The sequence below is a fragment of the Pseudomonas sp. FFPRI_1 genome, from assembly GCF_055384485.1.
In genome coordinates this window covers 5,557,100-5,574,283 of the sequence record NZ_AP029168.1, presented here as the reverse complement: position 1 = coordinate 5,574,283, position 17,184 = coordinate 5,557,100, and the positions used below count along the sequence as shown (strand labels likewise).

Here is a 17,184-nt window from a genome sequence, read left to right as displayed (position 1 = left end):
TCAGGCGCTTTTCAGCAGGTGTTTGGGGTGGGCGCCGAACAGCGGCGCGGCCCGCTCGGTGGCCAGTTGGATGCGTGCCTTCAATAGCTCACTGGTGATCTGGTAATTGCTGAAATCGGCTTCGGTGGCGTACACGCCAATCGGCAGGGTCAGGGCCTGGAAGAAACTGAATAGTGGGCGCAGTTGGTGATCCAGGACCAGGGCATGGCGCTCGCTGCCACCGGTGGCGGCCAGCAGCACTGGGGTGTTGATCAGGGCGTTGAGGTCGATCAGGTCGAACAGGTGCTTGAGCAGGCCCGGGTAGGAACCGCGATACACCGGGGCGGCGACGATCAACAGGTCGGCGTTTTCGATGGCCTGTAGCTCTGCCTCGACTTCGGCCGGCAGTTCCTGGCGCGACAGGGCTGCGCCCAGCGGACGGGCAATCTCGCCCAGTTCGATCAGGTGGCTGGCGATGGGCAGGTGCCCGGACAGTTCGGCCAGCAGGGCCTGGGTCAGCACCAGGGTCCGGGACGGACGCCAGGTTCCACCGGAGAGGGCAACGACGTTCAAGGGGCGGGACATGATCGGTTCCTTTTTTAACAGTGGCTCGGCGAGCCATGGCCTGTACCAGGCTCAGGAGCAAGAGCTGTACCAATCTGTCCAGGCCTTGTAGTCCGGGGCTTTTGGCGCTATCGGCGGTGGCCGATCGCTGTTGCCGGAACCTGGTTTTGTTGATTGGCTGTTGCCTGGCCAACAGTTGCCCAGGCAACAGTTGGGTCACGCCATGGCTGTTATAAAGGCTTGTCGTTATTCCTCAAAAGAGCTTTTTTAGATATTTATAGGTTTTTATCGAATATGAAGTGCGGGCCCGGGCCTGTTGAACAGTCGATAGCGACTATCGAGCGGGATGATTTTTGCCCCCGCTGGCCGGCGAGTAGCCTGTGTTCATTGTTCGCAACCCGCTCCAGGTGCTCGCCATGAAGGCTTATTCGGTTGTTCTGCTGATGTTGGTTTTAAGTGTGCTGGCCGGCTGTGCCAGCCCCGGTGCTCCCGAACTGCGTCCTTACACAGCGCAGGAAACCCGGGAACTGGCGATGGAAGCCTTGAACCGTCGCGGCCTGTCATTCGAGGAGTACCAGCAGAAGAAGGCCGAGCTGCTTGACCGCCCTGCAGTGTTCGATGGCCAGGGTGAAATGAGCGCCCAGCGCAATGTCAGTCGCCCGCATCCGGCCAGTTGAGCGCAACTGTACCGGCTGAAGTTTTGTGCAACTGTCCGTGGGTTTCAGGCAGGTGCAGGCGTAGGGTCGAGGCCAGATCGACCTTGCCCAGGACCGTGCAGCCATGACCCTTTCTCTCGACCTGCTGTTGGCATTCGCCCTGTTTGCCCTGGTCACTTCCATTACCCCCGGCCCCAACAACACCCTGTTGCGGGCCTCGGGGGTGAACTTCGGTTTCAACCGTTCGATCCCGCATATCCTCGGCATCAGCTGCGGTTTCTTCGTGCTGGTACTGGCCGTCGGCCTGGGCCTGGGGGCGGTGTTCGAGACTTATCCAGTGCTGTACCGGGTGCTGCGTTATGTCGGCGCGGCGTACCTGCTGTACCTGGCGTGGAAGATCGCCCGTTCCGGCCCTCTGGCCGATGACCAACAGAGCCGGGGGCAACCCATGGGCTACTGGAGCGCGGCGGCGTTCCAGTGGGTCAACCCCAAGGCCTGGGTGATGGCGGTGGGAGCCATCAGCACCTACACCCCGTTGCAGGGCTACTTCAGCAATGTGCTGGTGATCGCCGCGGTGTTCGCCTTGATCAACGCACCTACGGTCAGCCTCTGGGCGGCCTGTGGCAGCCTGTTGCGCAATGTGTTGCGCAACCCGCGCTGGCTGCGCCTGTTCAATCTGGGGATGGCCATGCTGCTGGTGCTTTCCCTGGCGCCGTTACTCTTTGAACGCCTGAGTTGAGCGGTGCTTCAATGCTTTGCCCCGAGCCTGTTAAGCTGCGTGCCAGGAGCGTTCCTACGCACTTTTAAACGAAGTTGTCCTTCTTTAACGGCATCCGATCGGATATTGCTTGAGTGCTGGCTGTTGACGCGGCCTCTGTGGACGGCGCGTTTCTGCACTGCCTCTGGCGACCCCCCCGATCCTGGAACAAGCTCTGCGGGTCTTCTGTCATGAACAAGCGTCCTCTTTATTTCGACTATGCCGCCACCACGCCGGTGGATGAGCGGGTCATCCAGGTGATGCTGGGGTGCCTGGGGTTCGATGCCAATTTCGGCAACCCGGCCTCCAGTTCCCATGCCTTCGGCCAGGAGGCCCGGCGCAGTGTCGAACTTGCCCGGCAGCAGGTGGCGCAGTTGGTGGGCGCGCAGCCCGAGCAGATCGTCTGGACCTCTGGCGCCACCGAATCCAACAACCTGGCGCTCAAGGGCGTGATGCAGGCCCGGGGCGTGAGCGGCGGGCACATCATTACCAGTCAGATTGAACACAAGGCGGTACTTGATACCGCCCGGCAGTTGCAGGACGCCGGTGTAGCGGTGACCTACCTGGTGCCGGATGGCGAGGGCCTGATCAGTGCCCGGGCGGTCAGCGAAGCCTTGCGCGATGACACCTTCCTGGTGTCCCTGATGCTGGTCAACAACGAGCTGGGCACCCTCAACGACGTCCAGGCGATTGGCCAGGCAGTGCGGGAGCATGGTGCGCTGCTGCACGTGGATGCGGCCCAGGGCGCGGGCAAGGTGGCCATCGACCTGGCGCAATGGCCGGTGGACCTGATGTCGTTTTCCGCCCACAAGCTGTATGGCCCCAAGGGGATCGGTGCCTTGTACGTCGGGCCCCGGGCGCAGCAGCGGCTGCTGGCGCAGATCCATGGCGGCGGCCACGAGGGCGGTCTGCGCTCCGGCACCCTGGCCACTCATCAGATTGCCGCCATGGGCGCGGCCTTTGCCTTGGCCCAAGCGTTGTTCGAGGAAGAAACCGCGACCATCATCCGCCTGCGCCAGCGCCTGCTGGAGCAACTGGCGGGCATCGCCGGCCTGAGCTTGAATGGCAGTGCCAGCCAACGCATTCCCCACACTTTGAGCCTGACCTTCAGCGAGGGTGAATTCGACTCGGCGGCATTGAGTGCATCCCTGGCATTTTCCGCGACCTCAGCATGCAATTCGGCAAGTAACTCGCCTTCCCATGTATTGCTGGCCCTGGGGCATGATGCGCGCCTGGCGGGCAGGACCATCCGCCTGAGCCTCGGGCGTTTCACCACCGAGCAGGATGTGGATCGGGCTGCACAATTGATCAAGGCGTCAACCGCCATAGCTCCGGCATTCTGGGCCGGAGCCCCGTCTTGAGGGTTGCGTGATTGCAACCTTCCATAACAATGAATAAGCCGGTTAAGGAGACACAATGAGTACGCAGCCTACGACCAATGGAGTGGTCCCCCAGCGCCTTGCGCACATTCGCCAGTTGATGAGCCGCGAGGGCATTCATGCCTTGCTGGTGCCCTCGGCGGACCCGCACCTGTCGGAATACCTGCCGGGCTACTGGCAGGGGCGCCAGTGGCTGTCGGGCTTTCATGGCTCGGTGGGCACCTTGATCGTGACCGCGGATTTCGCCGGGGTCTGGGCAGACAGCCGTTACTGGGAGCAGGCCGGCAAGGAGCTCAAGGGCAGCGGTATCGAACTGGTGAAATTGCAGCCGGGCCAGCCCGGTCCATTGGACTGGCTGGCCGAGCAGACCCCGTCAGGCGCGGTGGTCGCAGTGGATGGTGCGGTCATGGCCGTGGCTTCGGCCCGGACCCTGGGCGGCAAGCTGCAAGAGCGCGGGGCTCGCCTGCGCACCGACATCGACCTGCTCCAGGACGCCTGGGCGGATCGGCCGGCGCTGCCTGATCAGCCGGTCTATCAACACCTGCCGCCGCAGGCCACGTCGAGCCGGGTGGAAAAACTCGGCAAACTTCGGGAAACCCTGCAGGAGCGCGGCGCGGACTGGCATTTCATCGCCACCCTCGATGACATTGCCTGGTTGTTCAACCTGCGTGGCGCCGATGTTTCCTTCAACCCCGTGTTTGTCTCCTTCGCACTGATCAGCCAGCAGCAGGCCACCTTGTTCGTGGCCCTGAGCAAGGTCGATGCGCCTTTGCGCGCGGTGCTCGAGGCCGATGGCGTCAGCCTGCGCGACTACTCGGAAGTGGCCGCGGCGCTGCGTGGGGTTCCCGCTGGCGCGACCTTGCAGATCGATCCGGCGCGGGTCACGGCCGGTTTGCTGGAGAATCTCAACCCCGACGTGAAACTGCTGGAAGGGCTCAACCCCACCACCCTGGCCAAGTCGCGCAAGAGCCTGGCCGATGCCGAGCACATTCGACAGGCCATGGAGCAGGACGGGGCGGCCCTCTGCGAGTTTTTCGCCTGGCTGGAAAGCGCCCTGGGGCGCGAGCGTGTTACCGAGCTGACCATCGATGAACACCTGACCGCGGCCCGTGAACGGCGTCCGGGCTATGTTTCGCTGAGCTTCAATACCATTGCCGCGTTCAACGCCAATGGCGCGATGCCGCATTACCACGCAACGCCTCAAGAGCACGCAGTGATCGAGGGCGACGGCCTGCTGCTGATCGACTCCGGTGGCCAGTACCTGGGCGGCACGACCGACATCACGCGCATGGTGCCGGTCGGGACCCCGACGGTTGAGCAGAAGCTCGATTGCACCCGGGTGCTCAAGGGCGTGATCGCCTTGTCCCGGGCACAGTTCCCACGGGGCATTCTTTCGCCCTTGCTGGATGCCATCGCCCGCGCGCCGATCTGGGCCGAAGGGGTGGATTACGGTCATGGCACGGGGCACGGCGTCGGCTACTTCCTCAATGTGCACGAAGGCCCGCAGGTGATTGCCTACCAGGCGGCGCCGGCACCGCAAACCGCCATGCAGCCGGGAATGATCACCTCCATCGAGCCAGGCACCTACCGCCCCGGGCGCTGGGGTGTGCGGATCGAGAACCTGGTGTTGAATCGTGAGGCGGGCAGTACCGAGTTTGGCGAGTTCCTGCGTTTTGAAACCCTGACCCTGTGTCCGATCGATACCCGGTGCCTGGAACCGTCATTGCTCACCGAGGATGAGCGTGAGTGGTTCAACGCCTACCATGCCGAGGTGCATCGGCGTCTGGAGCCGTTGCTCAAAGGGGCGGCACTGGAGTGGTTGCAGGCGCGGACCGCAGCTATTTGAAAGAGCGCATCAGCCGCGCAATGCGGGTGATGTCGGTGAGTTTCCCTGGCGAGCCGCAGTCGCCAGGGAGGCTGGCGACTATTGCCGGCCCAAGGCCTCACGAACGAAGTCCAGGCGGTCCTGGCCAAAGAACAGCTCGTCACCCACGAACATGCTGGGGGCGCCGAATACTCCACGTTTCAGTGCTTGATCGGTCTTCTCCTTGAGCCGCGCCTTGACCTCTTCGTCATTGCTGAAGTCGAGGATCTGTTGCGGATCGAAGCTGCCTTGTTCCAGGACCTGGGTCACGGTGACGGCATCGTTGAGGTTGCGCTTGTCGACCCAGAGTGCGCGGAACAGGCAGTCGATGAACTCGACGAAGCGTTCTGGCAGGTGCATCTGCACCCCGGTTACCGCTCGCATCAGCAGCAGGGTATTGATGGGAAAGTGCGGGTTGAAATTGAGCTCCACCTCATAGCGCCGAGCGAAGCGCGCCAGGTCGTGCAGCATGTAACGTCCTTTGGCGGGGACGCTGATGGGGGAGGCATTGCCGGTGCTCTTGAAGACGCCGCCCAAGAGCATGGGCTGGTAGATCAGTTGGCTGTCGGTCTGGGCGCAGATCTTTGGCAGTTGGCTGTTGGCCAGGTAGGCGGTCGGGCTGCCCAGGTCGAAAAAGAACTCGACGGTTTTACTCATGGTTCAGACTCCCTGATTGTTGTTATGAAAGGGATTACCAGCGTTCGTTCCAGGGGCGAAGGTCCAGTTCGAAGGTCCAGGCGTCCCGAGGCTGGCTGTGCAGGTACCAGTAGTTCTCGGCAATGTGCTCGGGATTGAGGATGCCGTCCTGATCCTTGAGGGCGTATTTCTCGGGGAAGCTGGTGCGGATGAAGTCGGTATCGATAGCGCCGTCGACGATGACATGGCCAACATGAATGTTCAGGGGGCCCAGTTCCCGGGCCATGCTCTGGGCCAAGGCACGAATACCGTGCTTGGCTCCGGCGAAGGCGGCGAAACCGGCGGCGCCGCGAACCCCGGCGGTGGCTCCGGTAAAGAGGATGGTGCCGCGTTGGCGCGTGACCATGCGCTTGGCCACCTCGCGAGCATTGAGAAAACCCGAGAAACAGGCCATTTCCCAGATCTTGAAATACTTGCGGGCGGTTTCCTCGAGGATGCTGCAGGGCACGTTGGCGCCGATGTTGAAAACGAAGGCTTCAATCGGGCCGACCTGGGTTTCGATCTGCTCGATCAGCGCAATCACTTCCTCTTCTTTGCGCGCATCGCAGGCAAAACCATGAGCTTCGGCGCCGGTTTGCTGGATGGCCTCCACTAGTGGTTGCAGCTTGTCTGCACTGCGTCGTGTCATGCAGGCCACAAAACCTTCTGCGGCAAAACGCTTGGCAATGGCCCCGCCGGTGGCATCACCGGCACCGACCACCAGGACGACTTTCTTCTTGTTCAAGTTTGCAGTCATGGGTTGCTCGCTCTTTGGTAAACGATCGTTAACTAAACGAACGTTATGCTATGATTTTTCGATCGTCAAGAGAACTCGGGAGCTCGCCAGGGGATGCGTTATTCAGCCAGTCACAAACAGGAAACCCGCGAGCGCTTGTTGCAAAGCAGTGCGGTGCAGGCCAAGAACGAAGGTTTCTCCACGGTAGGGGTCGATGCCTTGATGAAGGCCATCGGCCTCAGTGGAGGGGCTTTCTACAGTCACTTTGCATCCAAGGATGAGCTATTCGGCTCGATCGTCGAGCGCGAGCTGAGCCAGAGCCTGGAGCGTCTGGGCGGCGAGCGGCAGCAGAATCAGGAAAAACTGCGGCGTTGCCTGAAGCAGTACCTGAGTGTGGCGCATCTGCAGCAGCCGGGGGCCGGGTGCGCGATTCCAGCGTTGGGAGCGGAGATTGCCCGGGGAAGCCTTGAGGTACGCCAGGAGGCTGAAGGCTGGATCTGCCGTCTGCAGCAGGCCTGGGCACAGACCTTGGGCAGTGAGAGCCTGGCCTGGTCGATCCTCTCGCAATGCGTTGGTGCGCTGGTGGTGGCGCGAATGCTGGTGAATCCGAACATTCAGCGCCAGGTCTTGGCGTCGAGTCATGAACAGATCATTGGGCAACTGGAGCGGTTGTCTGCCGATTGACTCTTACTGCTATTTGCAGATGACGATCATGCTGCGGCTGGTATAGCCGGCAGGGTTGAGGCCAAAGGGGTAATCCCCTGGATCTTCCACGCCGTCACCGGACTTGGCGATCACCTTGTAGCCTTTGGGGCCGCAGGATTCGGCTGCTTTGGTGTAGCACTTGTCCCAGGAAGAGGACAGGCCCGAGCAGTTGATGTGGAGTCCTTTCTTACCCCGTTTGACTTCGGTTTTAGCGGTCGCAGCACAGCCTGCAATGGCAAGTACGGCCAACAGTATCAAAAATCGTTTCATCCCCGTCCTTATCGCTAGCCTCGGATCTGATGCCCGAGTGTGACTGCATTACCTGTCGTCTTTTGCGTTTGCGATATCCCTGTCTGACAACTCCATGGCCGACGTTGAGTAGCCGGCTAAACATGGCCTAAATGAGCGCTAATTACCAGAGTTGAACATCAATCAACTGCAACTAAAGGTTTGGATTCGCGGCGCATGGTCAGGGTTGCTCCCACAGAGGCCAGGATAATGCAGGCGATTGCCATCCATTGGGCCAGGGACAGGTATTCGTGCAAAAACAGCAGGCCGGACAGTGCGCCGAAGGCGGGTTCGATGCTCATCAGGGTGCCAAAGGTACGAGCGGGCATCCGTGTGAGGGCAATCATTTCCAGGCTGTAGGGAAGGGCGGTGGACAAAATGGCGACCGCCAGCGCGACGGGGATCAATGAGGGGGTCAGCAATGCAGCGCCGGCATGAACGATGCCGATGGGGGCGACGAAGAGTGCTGCAATCATCACCCCGAGTGCTGCGGTTTGGATGCCGTTCTCGGCGCCAGCCTTTTGTCCGAACAGAATGTACAGTGCCCAGCAGATACCCGCGCCCAGTGCATAGCCTGCGCCCACCAGATCGATGGGGGTTTCGGTGGCGCCGGTGGGAATCAGCAATAGCAGGCCAACGATGGCCAATGCGATCCACAGAAAGTCGATGGCCTTGCGCGAGGCGTAGATAGCGACAGCAAGAGGGCCGGTGAACTCCAGGGCTACGGCAATTCCCAGGGGCACGGTTCTCAGTGACATATAGAAGAGGAAGTTCATGCCGCCCAGGGCCATCCCATAGACGATCACGGTGCGCAGGGTCTTGCTGGTGAACTTGGCGCGCCAAGGCCTCAAGAGAAGTAGCATGATGATGCTGGCGAAAATCAGCCGCAGGGTGGTTGTGCCTTGTGCGCCAACCACAGGGAACATGCTCTTGGCCAGCGAAGCTCCTGATTGAATCGAGGCCATGGCAATAAGCAGCAGGCCTACCGGGAACAAGGTCGAGGCAAGACTGCGCGGTTGGTCGTTCATGCAGGGTTCATCCAGAGTGTTGGGAAAGAGGAGGCGGGGCCCTGACCATGATGCTCAACTAATGAGGGATGAGCAATATAGTGCGCATAGTCTTTTTTGCGCTTCTATATAGAAGTGCTGGTGAGGCTGTTTTGCGTTGAGTCATAGAAAAATCAAATTAAGGGTTGACGGCAGATTCTACAGGTCTATAATTCGCCCCACTTCCGGCGCAGTCGAAACGGAAAACTCCTTGAGATTCAACGAGTTACGCAGTTTTCGACAGCGGTTACGCTTCAGTTCATCGAAGCCAGAAGCAGTTAATAAGGCAGTGTGTTTTCGCCCTATTAACGATTCGATCCTCTCGGTCGAAAGCGGTGAAAAAGAGGTGTTGACAGCAGCGTGTAACGCTGTAGAATTCGCCTCCCGCTAACGAGATATCGGAAGCGCAAGTGGTTGAAGTTGTTAAGGATTTCCAAGCGAAACTTTGAAAGCTTCTTAAAAAATCACTTGACAGTAAATGAGGCTGCTGTAGAATGCGCGCCTCGGTTGAGACGAAAGATCTTAACCAACCGCTCTTTAACAACTGAATCAAGCAATTCGTGTGGGTGCTTGTGGAGTCAGACTGATAGTCAAAAAGATTATCAGCATCACAAGTTACTCCGCGAGAAATCAAAGATGTAACCAACGATTGCTGAGCCAAGTTTAGGGTTTTCTCAAAACCCAAAGATGTTTGAACTGAAGAGTTTGATCATGGCTCAGATTGAACGCTGGCGGCAGGCCTAACACATGCAAGTCGAGCGGCAGCACGGGTACTTGTACCTGGTGGCGAGCGGCGGACGGGTGAGTAATGCCTAGGAATCTGCCTAGTAGTGGGGGATAACGTCCGGAAACGGGCGCTAATACCGCATACGTCCTACGGGAGAAAGTGGGGGATCTTCGGACCTCACGCTATTAGATGAGCCTAGGTCGGATTAGCTAGTTGGTGAGGTAATGGCTCACCAAGGCTACGATCCGTAACTGGTCTGAGAGGATGATCAGTCACACTGGAACTGAGACACGGTCCAGACTCCTACGGGAGGCAGCAGTGGGGAATATTGGACAATGGGCGAAAGCCTGATCCAGCCATGCCGCGTGTGTGAAGAAGGTCTTCGGATTGTAAAGCACTTTAAGTTGGGAGGAAGGGCAGTTACCTAATACGTGATTGTTTTGACGTTACCGACAGAATAAGCACCGGCTAACTCTGTGCCAGCAGCCGCGGTAATACAGAGGGTGCAAGCGTTAATCGGAATTACTGGGCGTAAAGCGCGCGTAGGTGGTTTGTTAAGTTGGATGTGAAAGCCCCGGGCTCAACCTGGGAACTGCATCCAAAACTGGCAAGCTAGAGTATGGTAGAGGGTGGTGGAATTTCCTGTGTAGCGGTGAAATGCGTAGATATAGGAAGGAACACCAGTGGCGAAGGCGACCACCTGGACTGATACTGACACTGAGGTGCGAAAGCGTGGGGAGCAAACAGGATTAGATACCCTGGTAGTCCACGCCGTAAACGATGTCAACTAGCCGTTGGGAGCCTTGAGCTCTTAGTGGCGCAGCTAACGCATTAAGTTGACCGCCTGGGGAGTACGGCCGCAAGGTTAAAACTCAAATGAATTGACGGGGGCCCGCACAAGCGGTGGAGCATGTGGTTTAATTCGAAGCAACGCGAAGAACCTTACCAGGCCTTGACATCCAATGAACTTTCTAGAGATAGATTGGTGCCTTCGGGAACATTGAGACAGGTGCTGCATGGCTGTCGTCAGCTCGTGTCGTGAGATGTTGGGTTAAGTCCCGTAACGAGCGCAACCCTTGTCCTTAGTTACCAGCACGTTATGGTGGGCACTCTAAGGAGACTGCCGGTGACAAACCGGAGGAAGGTGGGGATGACGTCAAGTCATCATGGCCCTTACGGCCTGGGCTACACACGTGCTACAATGGTCGGTACAAAGGGTTGCCAAGCCGCGAGGTGGAGCTAATCCCATAAAACCGATCGTAGTCCGGATCGCAGTCTGCAACTCGACTGCGTGAAGTCGGAATCGCTAGTAATCGCGAATCAGAATGTCGCGGTGAATACGTTCCCGGGCCTTGTACACACCGCCCGTCACACCATGGGAGTGGGTTGCACCAGAAGTAGCTAGTCTAACCTTCGGGAGGACGGTTACCACGGTGTGATTCATGACTGGGGTGAAGTCGTAACAAGGTAGCCGTAGGGGAACCTGCGGCTGGATCACCTCCTTAATCGACGACATCAGCTGCTCCATAAGTTCCCACACGAATTGCTTGATTCATTGAAGAAGACGATAGAAGCAGCTTTAAGCTCCAAGCTGATAGCTCCAAGCTAACAGTTACAAGCTCGAAATTGGGTCTGTAGCTCAGTTGGTTAGAGCGCACCCCTGATAAGGGTGAGGTCGGCAGTTCGAATCTGCCCAGACCCACCAATTTTGTTATGGGGCCATAGCTCAGCTGGGAGAGCGCCTGCCTTGCACGCAGGAGGTCAGCGGTTCGATCCCGCTTGGCTCCACCATAAACTGCTTCTGAAAGCTTAGAAATGAGCATTCACTTTGAATGTTGATTTCTAGTCTTTTGATTAGATCGTTCTTTAAAAATTTGGGTATGTGATAGAAAGATAGACTGAACGTTACTTTCACTGGTAACGGATCAGGCTAAGGTAAAATTTGTGAGTTCTCTTTTAATTAAGAATGCAAATTTTCGGCGAATGTCGTCTTCATAGTATAACCAGATTGCTTGGGGTTATATGGTCAAGTGAAGAAGCGCATACGGTGGATGCCTTGGCAGTCAGAGGCGATGAAAGACGTGGTAGCCTGCGAAAAGCTTCGGGGAGTCGGCAAACAGACTTTGATCCGGAGATGTCTGAATGGGGGAACCCAGCCATCATAAGATGGTTATCTTGTACTGAATACATAGGTGCAAGAGGCGAACCAGGGGAACTGAAACATCTAAGTACCCTGAGGAAAAGAAATCAACCGAGATTCCCTTAGTAGTGGCGAGCGAACGGGGACTAGCCCTTAAGTGGCTTTGAGATTAGCGGAACGCTCTGGAAAGTGCGGCCATAGTGGGTGATAGCCCTGTACGCGAAAATCTCTTAGTCATGAAATCGAGTAGGACGGGGCACGAGAAACCTTGTCTGAATATGGGGGGACCATCCTCCAAGGCTAAATACTACTGACTGACCGATAGTGAACTAGTACCGTGAGGGAAAGGCGAAAAGAACCCCGGAGAGGGGAGTGAAATAGATCCTGAAACCGTATGCGTACAAGCAGTGGGAGCAGACTTTGTTCTGTGACTGCGTACCTTTTGTATAATGGGTCAGCGACTTATTTTCAGTGGCGAGCTTAACCGAATAGGGGAGGCGTAGCGAAAGCGAGTCTTAATAGGGCGTCTAGTCGCTGGGAATAGACCCGAAACCGGGCGATCTATCCATGGGCAGGTTGAAGGTTAGGTAACACTGACTGGAGGACCGAACCGACTACCGTTGAAAAGTTAGCGGATGACCTGTGGATCGGAGTGAAAGGCTAATCAAGCTCGGAGATAGCTGGTTCTCCTCGAAAGCTATTTAGGTAGCGCCTCATGTATCACTGTAGGGGGTAGAGCACTGTTTCGGCTAGGGGGTCATCCCGACTTACCAAACCGATGCAAACTCCGAATACCTACAAGTGCCGAGCATGGGAGACACACGGCGGGTGCTAACGTCCGTCGTGAAAAGGGAAACAACCCAGACCGTCAGCTAAGGTCCCAAAGTTATGGTTAAGTGGGAAACGATGTGGGAAGGCTTAGACAGCTAGGAGGTTGGCTTAGAAGCAGCCACCCTTTAAAGAAAGCGTAATAGCTCACTAGTCGAGTCGGCCTGCGCGGAAGATGTAACGGGGCTCAAACCATACACCGAAGCTACGGGTATCACGTAAGTGATGCGGTAGAGGAGCGTTCTGTAAGCCTGTGAAGGTGAGTTGAGAAGCTTGCTGGAGGTATCAGAAGTGCGAATGCTGACATGAGTAACGACAATGGGTGTGAAAAACACCCACGCCGAAAGACCAAGGTTTCCTGCGCAACGTTAATCGACGCAGGGTTAGTCGGTCCCTAAGGCGAGGCTGAAAAGCGTAGTCGATGGAAAACAGGTTAATATTCCTGTACTTCTAGTTATTGCGATGGAGGGACGGAGAAGGCTAGGCCAGCTTGGCGTTGGTTGTCCAAGTTTAAGGTGGTAGGCTGGAATCTTAGGTAAATCCGGGGTTCTAAGGCCGAGAGCTGATGACGAGTTACCTTTTAGGTGACGAAGTGGTTGATGCCATGCTTCCAAGAAAAGCTTCTAAGCTTCAGATAACTAGGAACCGTACCCCAAACCGACACAGGTGGTTGGGTAGAGAATACCAAGGCGCTTGAGAGAACTCGGGTGAAGGAACTAGGCAAAATGGCACCGTAACTTCGGGAGAAGGTGCGCCGGTGAGGGTGAAGGACTTGCTCCGTAAGCTCATGCCGGTCGAAGATACCAGGCCGCTGCGACTGTTTATTAAAAACACAGCACTCTGCAAACACGAAAGTGGACGTATAGGGTGTGACGCCTGCCCGGTGCCGGAAGGTTAATTGATGGGGTTAGCTAACGCGAAGCTCTTGATCGAAGCCCCGGTAAACGGCGGCCGTAACTATAACGGTCCTAAGGTAGCGAAATTCCTTGTCGGGTAAGTTCCGACCTGCACGAATGGCGTAACGATGGCGGCGCTGTCTCCACCCGAGACTCAGTGAAATTGAAATCGCTGTGAAGATGCAGTGTATCCGCGGCTAGACGGAAAGACCCCGTGAACCTTTACTATAGCTTTGCACTGGACTTTGAATTTGCTTGTGTAGGATAGGTGGGAGGCTTTGAAGCGTGAACGCCAGTTTGCGTGGAGCCATCCTTGAAATACCACCCTGGCAACTTTGAGGTTCTAACTCAGGTCCGTTATCCGGATCGAGGACAGTGTATGGTGGGTAGTTTGACTGGGGCGGTCTCCTCCTAAAGAGTAACGGAGGAGTACGAAGGTGCGCTCAGACCGGTCGGAAATCGGTCGTAGAGTATAAAGGCAAAAGCGCGCTTGACTGCGAGACAGACACGTCGAGCAGGTACGAAAGTAGGTCTTAGTGATCCGGTGGTTCTGTATGGAAGGGCCATCGCTCAACGGATAAAAGGTACTCCGGGGATAACAGGCTGATACCGCCCAAGAGTTCATATCGACGGCGGTGTTTGGCACCTCGATGTCGGCTCATCACATCCTGGGGCTGAAGCCGGTCCCAAGGGTATGGCTGTTCGCCATTTAAAGTGGTACGCGAGCTGGGTTTAGAACGTCGTGAGACAGTTCGGTCCCTATCTGCCGTGGACGTTTGAGATTTGAGAGGGGCTGCTCCTAGTACGAGAGGACCGGAGTGGACGAACCTCTGGTGTTCCGGTTGTCACGCCAGTGGCATTGCCGGGTAGCTATGTTCGGAAAAGATAACCGCTGAAAGCATCTAAGCGGGAAACTTGCCTCAAGATGAGATCTCACTGGGATCTTGAATCCCCTAAAGGGCCGTCGAAGACTACGACGTTGATAGGTTGGGTGTGTAAGCGCTGTGAGGCGTTGAGCTAACCAATACTAATTGCCCGTGAGGCTTGACCATATAACACCCAAGCAATTTGCTTAAGAAGCGAGTTGCGGTGTGTGAAGACGAAACAAACCGAAAGTTTGCGAACACACAAAGCTATTACATACCCAATTTGCTGATACGTCGAAAGACGGCTCAGTACCCGAATTTCTTGACGACCATAGAGCGTTGGAACCACCTGATCCCATCCCGAACTCAGAAGTGAAACGATGCATCGCCGATGGTAGTGTGGGGTTTCCCCATGTGAGAGTAGGTCATCGTCAAGATTAAATTCCGAAACCCCAATTGCGAAAGCAGTTGGGGTTTTGTTTTTGCGCGAGATAAAAGCCGCAGGAGATGGATGCCTCGGGTGACACTGTCCGGCTGCCAGCATCCGGTGACACTGCCAAGGGTTGGGTTTTCTGCAAAAGCTTCTCTGGCAAGCGTCCTCATGCTTCGAGCATGAGGTGCAGGCAGCGGCCTAAGGCTGGGCGGGACCCTTCAGTCTTCAAACCCTGGGCCGTCCCTTGTTCCCCCAGGCCACTCATGTACTGGGGCGCTCAGGCTCCTTCAGCCTACGAAGAGCAGGGTGACCTGGGCTACCCCTCTATCCGCGCGGCGACATGCGCCATGCAGCTATCAAGGCTTTTTCGCCAAGCGCTATTCCACATGGCGTAGCCACCCCTCCTGAGGTCCAGCCGCAGGCTGCGTAATCAGGGGAGCCGCTCAACCCTGTGCTGTTGAAATGGTTGCCGTAATCGGCCTAGAACGCTATGCCCAGCGCTTCCGCGCCAGCAGTTGCAGGAATGACAACGTTGAACATTCCAAGCGCGCCTCCACTGAAAACCATGAGTCGAAACAGGGCTGTTGATTGAAATTCGCGAATGCCCTGTTGCACTGGCACCACTGATCAGTCGTGTTGGAAATCCGCTCAAGGTCCGTCGATGGTTTTTGGTATGGTGCAGCTCTTTTTAAGGGACTTGAGTTCACCCGCACGGATCAGCGTCGACCTCTATTCAAAGAGAAGCTGTAGCAATGCCCGAAGCGATTCCAATCAAGGACCACGAGAAAGAAACCCGCCTGGTCAACAAGCGGCTACTGGCCTGCGCGGTACTGGTAGTAGCGGTGACCTGCGCCCTGGTGGCCCGCATGTATTTCCTCCAGGTGGTGGAGTTTGACTATCACTCCACCGTCTCGGAAAACAACCGCGTGCACGTCCTGCCGATCACCCCGACCCGCGGGCTGATCTATGACCGCAATGGCGTGGTCCTGGCCGACAACCGCCCCAGTTTCAACCTCACCATCACCCGCGAACGCGCCACGGATCTCAAGGGTGAACTGGACACCGTGGTCAATCTGCTGCACTTGCCTCCGGAAGACCGCACGCTGTTCGACAAGGAAATGAAGCAGGCGCGTCATCCCTTTGTTCCAGTGACCCTGTTCTACGAGCTCACCGAAGAGCAGATCGCCGTACTGGCGGTCAACGAATACCGTCTGCCGGGCCTGGACGTGGAGGCCCAGTTCGTCCGCCACTACCCAATGGGCGCGCATTTCGCCCACTCCATCGGCTATGTCGGGCGGATCAACGAGAAGGAGGCCAAGAGCCTGGACTCTGTGGAGTACCGCGGCACCCAGTCCATCGGCAAGACCGGTATCGAGAAGTTCTACGAATCCGAGCTGCACGGTCACGTCGGCTATGAAGAAGTGGAAACCAATGCCCAGGGCCGCGTGATGCGGGTGCTCAAGCACACTGACCCAATCCCCGGGAAGAGCATCGTCCTGAGCCTCGATGCGAAGCTCCAGCAAGCCGCCGAAGACGCCCTGGGTGACCGCCGCGGTTCAGTGGTCGCCCTGGATCCGGCTACCGGCGAAGTCCTGGCCATGGTCAGCAAGCCAAGCTTCGACCCCAACCTGTTCGTCACCGGCATCAGCTTCAAGGAGTATGCGGCGCTGCACGACTCCATCGACCGGCCGCTGTTCAACCGGGTATTGCGCGGCCTCTACGCGCCGGGCTCGACCATCAAGCCGGAAGTGGCGATCGCCGGCCTCGACACCGGCGTTGTCACGGCGTCGACCCGGGTCTTCGATCCGGGCTACTACCAGTTGCCGGACTTCGATCACAAGTACCGCAACTGGAACCACAGCGGCGACGGCTGGGTCGACATGGACGCAGCGATCATGCGCTCCAACGACACCTACTTCTACGACCTGGCCCACAAGCTTGGCATCGACCGCTTGCACGACTACATGGCGATGTTCGGGCTGGGTGAAAAGGTTTCCCTGGACATGTTCGAGGAGTCTGCCGGCCTGATGCCATCCCAGGCCTGGAAGCGCGCTACCCGACGCCAGCCGTGGTTCCCGGGCGAGACGGTGATCCTCGGCATTGGCCAGGGCTACATGCAGGTCACGCCGCTGCAACTGGCCCAGGCCACCGCGCTGATCGCCAACAAGGGCGTATGGAACCGTCCGCACCTGGCCAAGAGCATCGACGGCGTGGCCCCGGTGGACGAGCACCCGATGCCCAACATCCTCCTCAAGGACCCGCGGGAGTGGGACCAGGTCAACCACGGCATGCAGATGGTCATGCACGATCCGCGGGGCATCGCTCGCGCTGCGGCTGCCGGAGCGCAATACCGCATAGCCGGCAAGAGCGGCACCGCCCAGGTGGTGGCGATCAAGCAAGGCGAGCGCTATGACCGCCTGAAGACCCGTGAGCGCAACCGCGATAATGCCTTGTTCGTCGGCTTCGCCCCGGCCGAGCATCCGCAGATCGTGATCTCGGTGATGATCGAGAACGGCGAGGCCGGTGGCCGGGTCGCCGGTCCTGTGGTGCGGCAGATCATGGACGCCTGGCTGCTGGACCAGGATGGCCACCTCAAGCCGCAGTACGCCGCCCCAGCCAAGGCCCCGGGCGACCCCCACGTGTGA

At 57.7% G+C, this 17,184-nt stretch carries 11 protein-coding genes, 2 tRNA genes and 3 rRNA genes; 11 read left to right on the top strand and 5 right to left on the bottom strand.

Annotated elements, in window-relative coordinates:
- Entirely contained in the window at positions 1–564 is a 564-nt protein-coding gene (msuE, locus tag ACZ5BO_RS24705; RefSeq protein WP_025127294.1) for an FMN reductase, read from the bottom strand.
- Positions 565–959: 395 nt separating this feature from the next.
- Between msuE and ACZ5BO_RS24700 the strand changes: the two genes are divergently transcribed.
- The 4 genes from ACZ5BO_RS24700 to ACZ5BO_RS24685 all read left to right on the top strand — a co-directional run bounded on the left by ACZ5BO_RS24700 (position 960) and on the right by ACZ5BO_RS24685 (position 5,181).
- Entirely contained in the window at positions 960–1,220 is a 261-nt protein-coding gene (locus ACZ5BO_RS24700) for a hypothetical protein (RefSeq protein ID WP_025127295.1), read from the top strand.
- 103 nt (positions 1,221–1,323) lie between these two features.
- The gene (locus tag ACZ5BO_RS24695) at positions 1,324–1,938 is read left to right on the top strand and encodes a LysE family translocator (RefSeq protein ID WP_464696812.1); all 615 of its coding nucleotides are present in this window, start codon (positions 1,324–1,326) and stop codon (positions 1,936–1,938) included.
- 209 nt (positions 1,939–2,147) lie between these two features.
- The gene (locus ACZ5BO_RS24690) at positions 2,148–3,317 is read left to right on the top strand and encodes an aminotransferase class V-fold PLP-dependent enzyme (RefSeq protein WP_464696811.1); all 1,170 of its coding nucleotides are present in this window, start codon (positions 2,148–2,150) and stop codon (positions 3,315–3,317) included.
- A gap of 55 nt (positions 3,318–3,372) precedes the next feature.
- Positions 3,373–5,181 carry an aminopeptidase P family protein gene (locus ACZ5BO_RS24685; protein WP_464696810.1) on the top strand — a complete coding sequence of 603 codons (1,809 nt, stop codon included), beginning with the start codon at positions 3,373–3,375 and terminating at the stop codon, positions 5,179–5,181.
- A gap of 78 nt (positions 5,182–5,259) precedes the next feature.
- Here ACZ5BO_RS24685 and ACZ5BO_RS24680 read toward each other — a convergent pair whose 3' ends face one another.
- Together ACZ5BO_RS24680 and ACZ5BO_RS24675 are read right to left on the bottom strand one after the other, a co-directional pair.
- Positions 5,260–5,856, bottom strand: a complete 597-nt coding sequence (locus ACZ5BO_RS24680) for a 2-hydroxychromene-2-carboxylate isomerase (RefSeq protein WP_464696809.1) — start codon at positions 5,854–5,856, stop codon at positions 5,260–5,262.
- Positions 5,857–5,890: 34 nt separating this feature from the next.
- Positions 5,891–6,631, bottom strand: a complete 741-nt coding sequence (locus ACZ5BO_RS24675) for an SDR family oxidoreductase (protein WP_464696808.1) — start codon at positions 6,629–6,631, stop codon at positions 5,891–5,893.
- Between the two features lie 93 nt (positions 6,632–6,724).
- Here ACZ5BO_RS24675 and ACZ5BO_RS24670 point away from each other — a divergent pair, with 93 nt between their 5' ends.
- Positions 6,725–7,294 carry a TetR/AcrR family transcriptional regulator gene (locus ACZ5BO_RS24670; protein ID WP_025127300.1) on the top strand — a complete coding sequence of 190 codons (570 nt, stop codon included), beginning with the start codon at positions 6,725–6,727 and terminating at the stop codon, positions 7,292–7,294.
- A 9-nt stretch (positions 7,295–7,303) separates the two neighbouring features.
- Here the strand turns inward: ACZ5BO_RS24670 and ACZ5BO_RS24665 are convergent, their stop codons facing one another.
- Both ACZ5BO_RS24665 and rhtA read right to left on the bottom strand, forming a co-directional pair.
- Positions 7,304–7,585 carry a hypothetical protein gene (locus tag ACZ5BO_RS24665; protein WP_025127301.1) on the bottom strand — a complete coding sequence of 94 codons (282 nt, stop codon included), beginning with the start codon at positions 7,583–7,585 and terminating at the stop codon, positions 7,304–7,306.
- Between the two features lie 158 nt (positions 7,586–7,743).
- Entirely contained in the window at positions 7,744–8,631 is an 888-nt protein-coding gene (rhtA, locus tag ACZ5BO_RS24660) for a threonine/homoserine exporter RhtA (RefSeq protein ID WP_464696807.1), read from the bottom strand.
- Positions 8,632–9,342: 711 nt separating this feature from the next.
- Here rhtA and ACZ5BO_RS24655 point away from each other — a divergent pair.
- From ACZ5BO_RS24655 to mrdA, 6 genes are all read left to right on the top strand, one after another.
- A 16S ribosomal RNA gene (locus tag ACZ5BO_RS24655) occupies positions 9,343–10,881 on the top strand.
- A 123-nt stretch (positions 10,882–11,004) separates the two neighbouring features.
- Positions 11,005–11,081, top strand: a tRNA-Ile gene (locus ACZ5BO_RS24650).
- Between the two features lie 10 nt (positions 11,082–11,091).
- A tRNA-Ala gene (locus ACZ5BO_RS24645) sits at positions 11,092–11,167 on the top strand.
- 233 nt (positions 11,168–11,400) lie between these two features.
- Positions 11,401–14,292 (top strand): 23S ribosomal RNA (locus tag ACZ5BO_RS24640).
- A gap of 135 nt (positions 14,293–14,427) precedes the next feature.
- Positions 14,428–14,543: ribosomal RNA gene (gene rrf / locus ACZ5BO_RS24635) — 5S ribosomal RNA — on the top strand.
- The 16S, 23S and 5S rRNA genes sit together here with 2 tRNA genes alongside, the layout of an rRNA operon.
- A gap of 748 nt (positions 14,544–15,291) precedes the next feature.
- Positions 15,292–17,184 (top strand): penicillin-binding protein 2, encoded by a 1,893-nt coding sequence (gene mrdA, locus ACZ5BO_RS24630; protein WP_025126275.1) that lies wholly within the window; start codon positions 15,292–15,294, stop codon positions 17,182–17,184.

Coding starts and splice junctions, on each gene's coding strand:
- msuE (WP_025127294.1), bottom strand. CDS start 564: ATGTCCCGCCCCTTGAACGTCGTTGCCCTCTCCGGTGGAACCTGGCGT.
- ACZ5BO_RS24700 (WP_025127295.1), top strand. CDS start 960: ATGAAGGCTTATTCGGTTGTTCTGCTGATGTTGGTTTTAAGTGTGCTG.
- ACZ5BO_RS24695 (WP_464696812.1), top strand. CDS start 1,324: ATGACCCTTTCTCTCGACCTGCTGTTGGCATTCGCCCTGTTTGCCCTG.
- ACZ5BO_RS24690 (WP_464696811.1), top strand. CDS start 2,148: ATGAACAAGCGTCCTCTTTATTTCGACTATGCCGCCACCACGCCGGTG.
- ACZ5BO_RS24685 (WP_464696810.1), top strand. CDS start 3,373: ATGAGTACGCAGCCTACGACCAATGGAGTGGTCCCCCAGCGCCTTGCG.
- ACZ5BO_RS24680 (WP_464696809.1), bottom strand. CDS start 5,856: ATGAGTAAAACCGTCGAGTTCTTTTTCGACCTGGGCAGCCCGACCGCC.
- ACZ5BO_RS24675 (WP_464696808.1), bottom strand. CDS start 6,631: ATGACTGCAAACTTGAACAAGAAGAAAGTCGTCCTGGTGGTCGGTGCC.
- ACZ5BO_RS24670 (WP_025127300.1), top strand. CDS start 6,725: ATGCGTTATTCAGCCAGTCACAAACAGGAAACCCGCGAGCGCTTGTTG.
- ACZ5BO_RS24665 (WP_025127301.1), bottom strand. CDS start 7,585: ATGAAACGATTTTTGATACTGTTGGCCGTACTTGCCATTGCAGGCTGT.
- rhtA (WP_464696807.1), bottom strand. CDS start 8,631: ATGAACGACCAACCGCGCAGTCTTGCCTCGACCTTGTTCCCGGTAGGC.
- mrdA (WP_025126275.1), top strand. CDS start 15,292: ATGCCCGAAGCGATTCCAATCAAGGACCACGAGAAAGAAACCCGCCTG.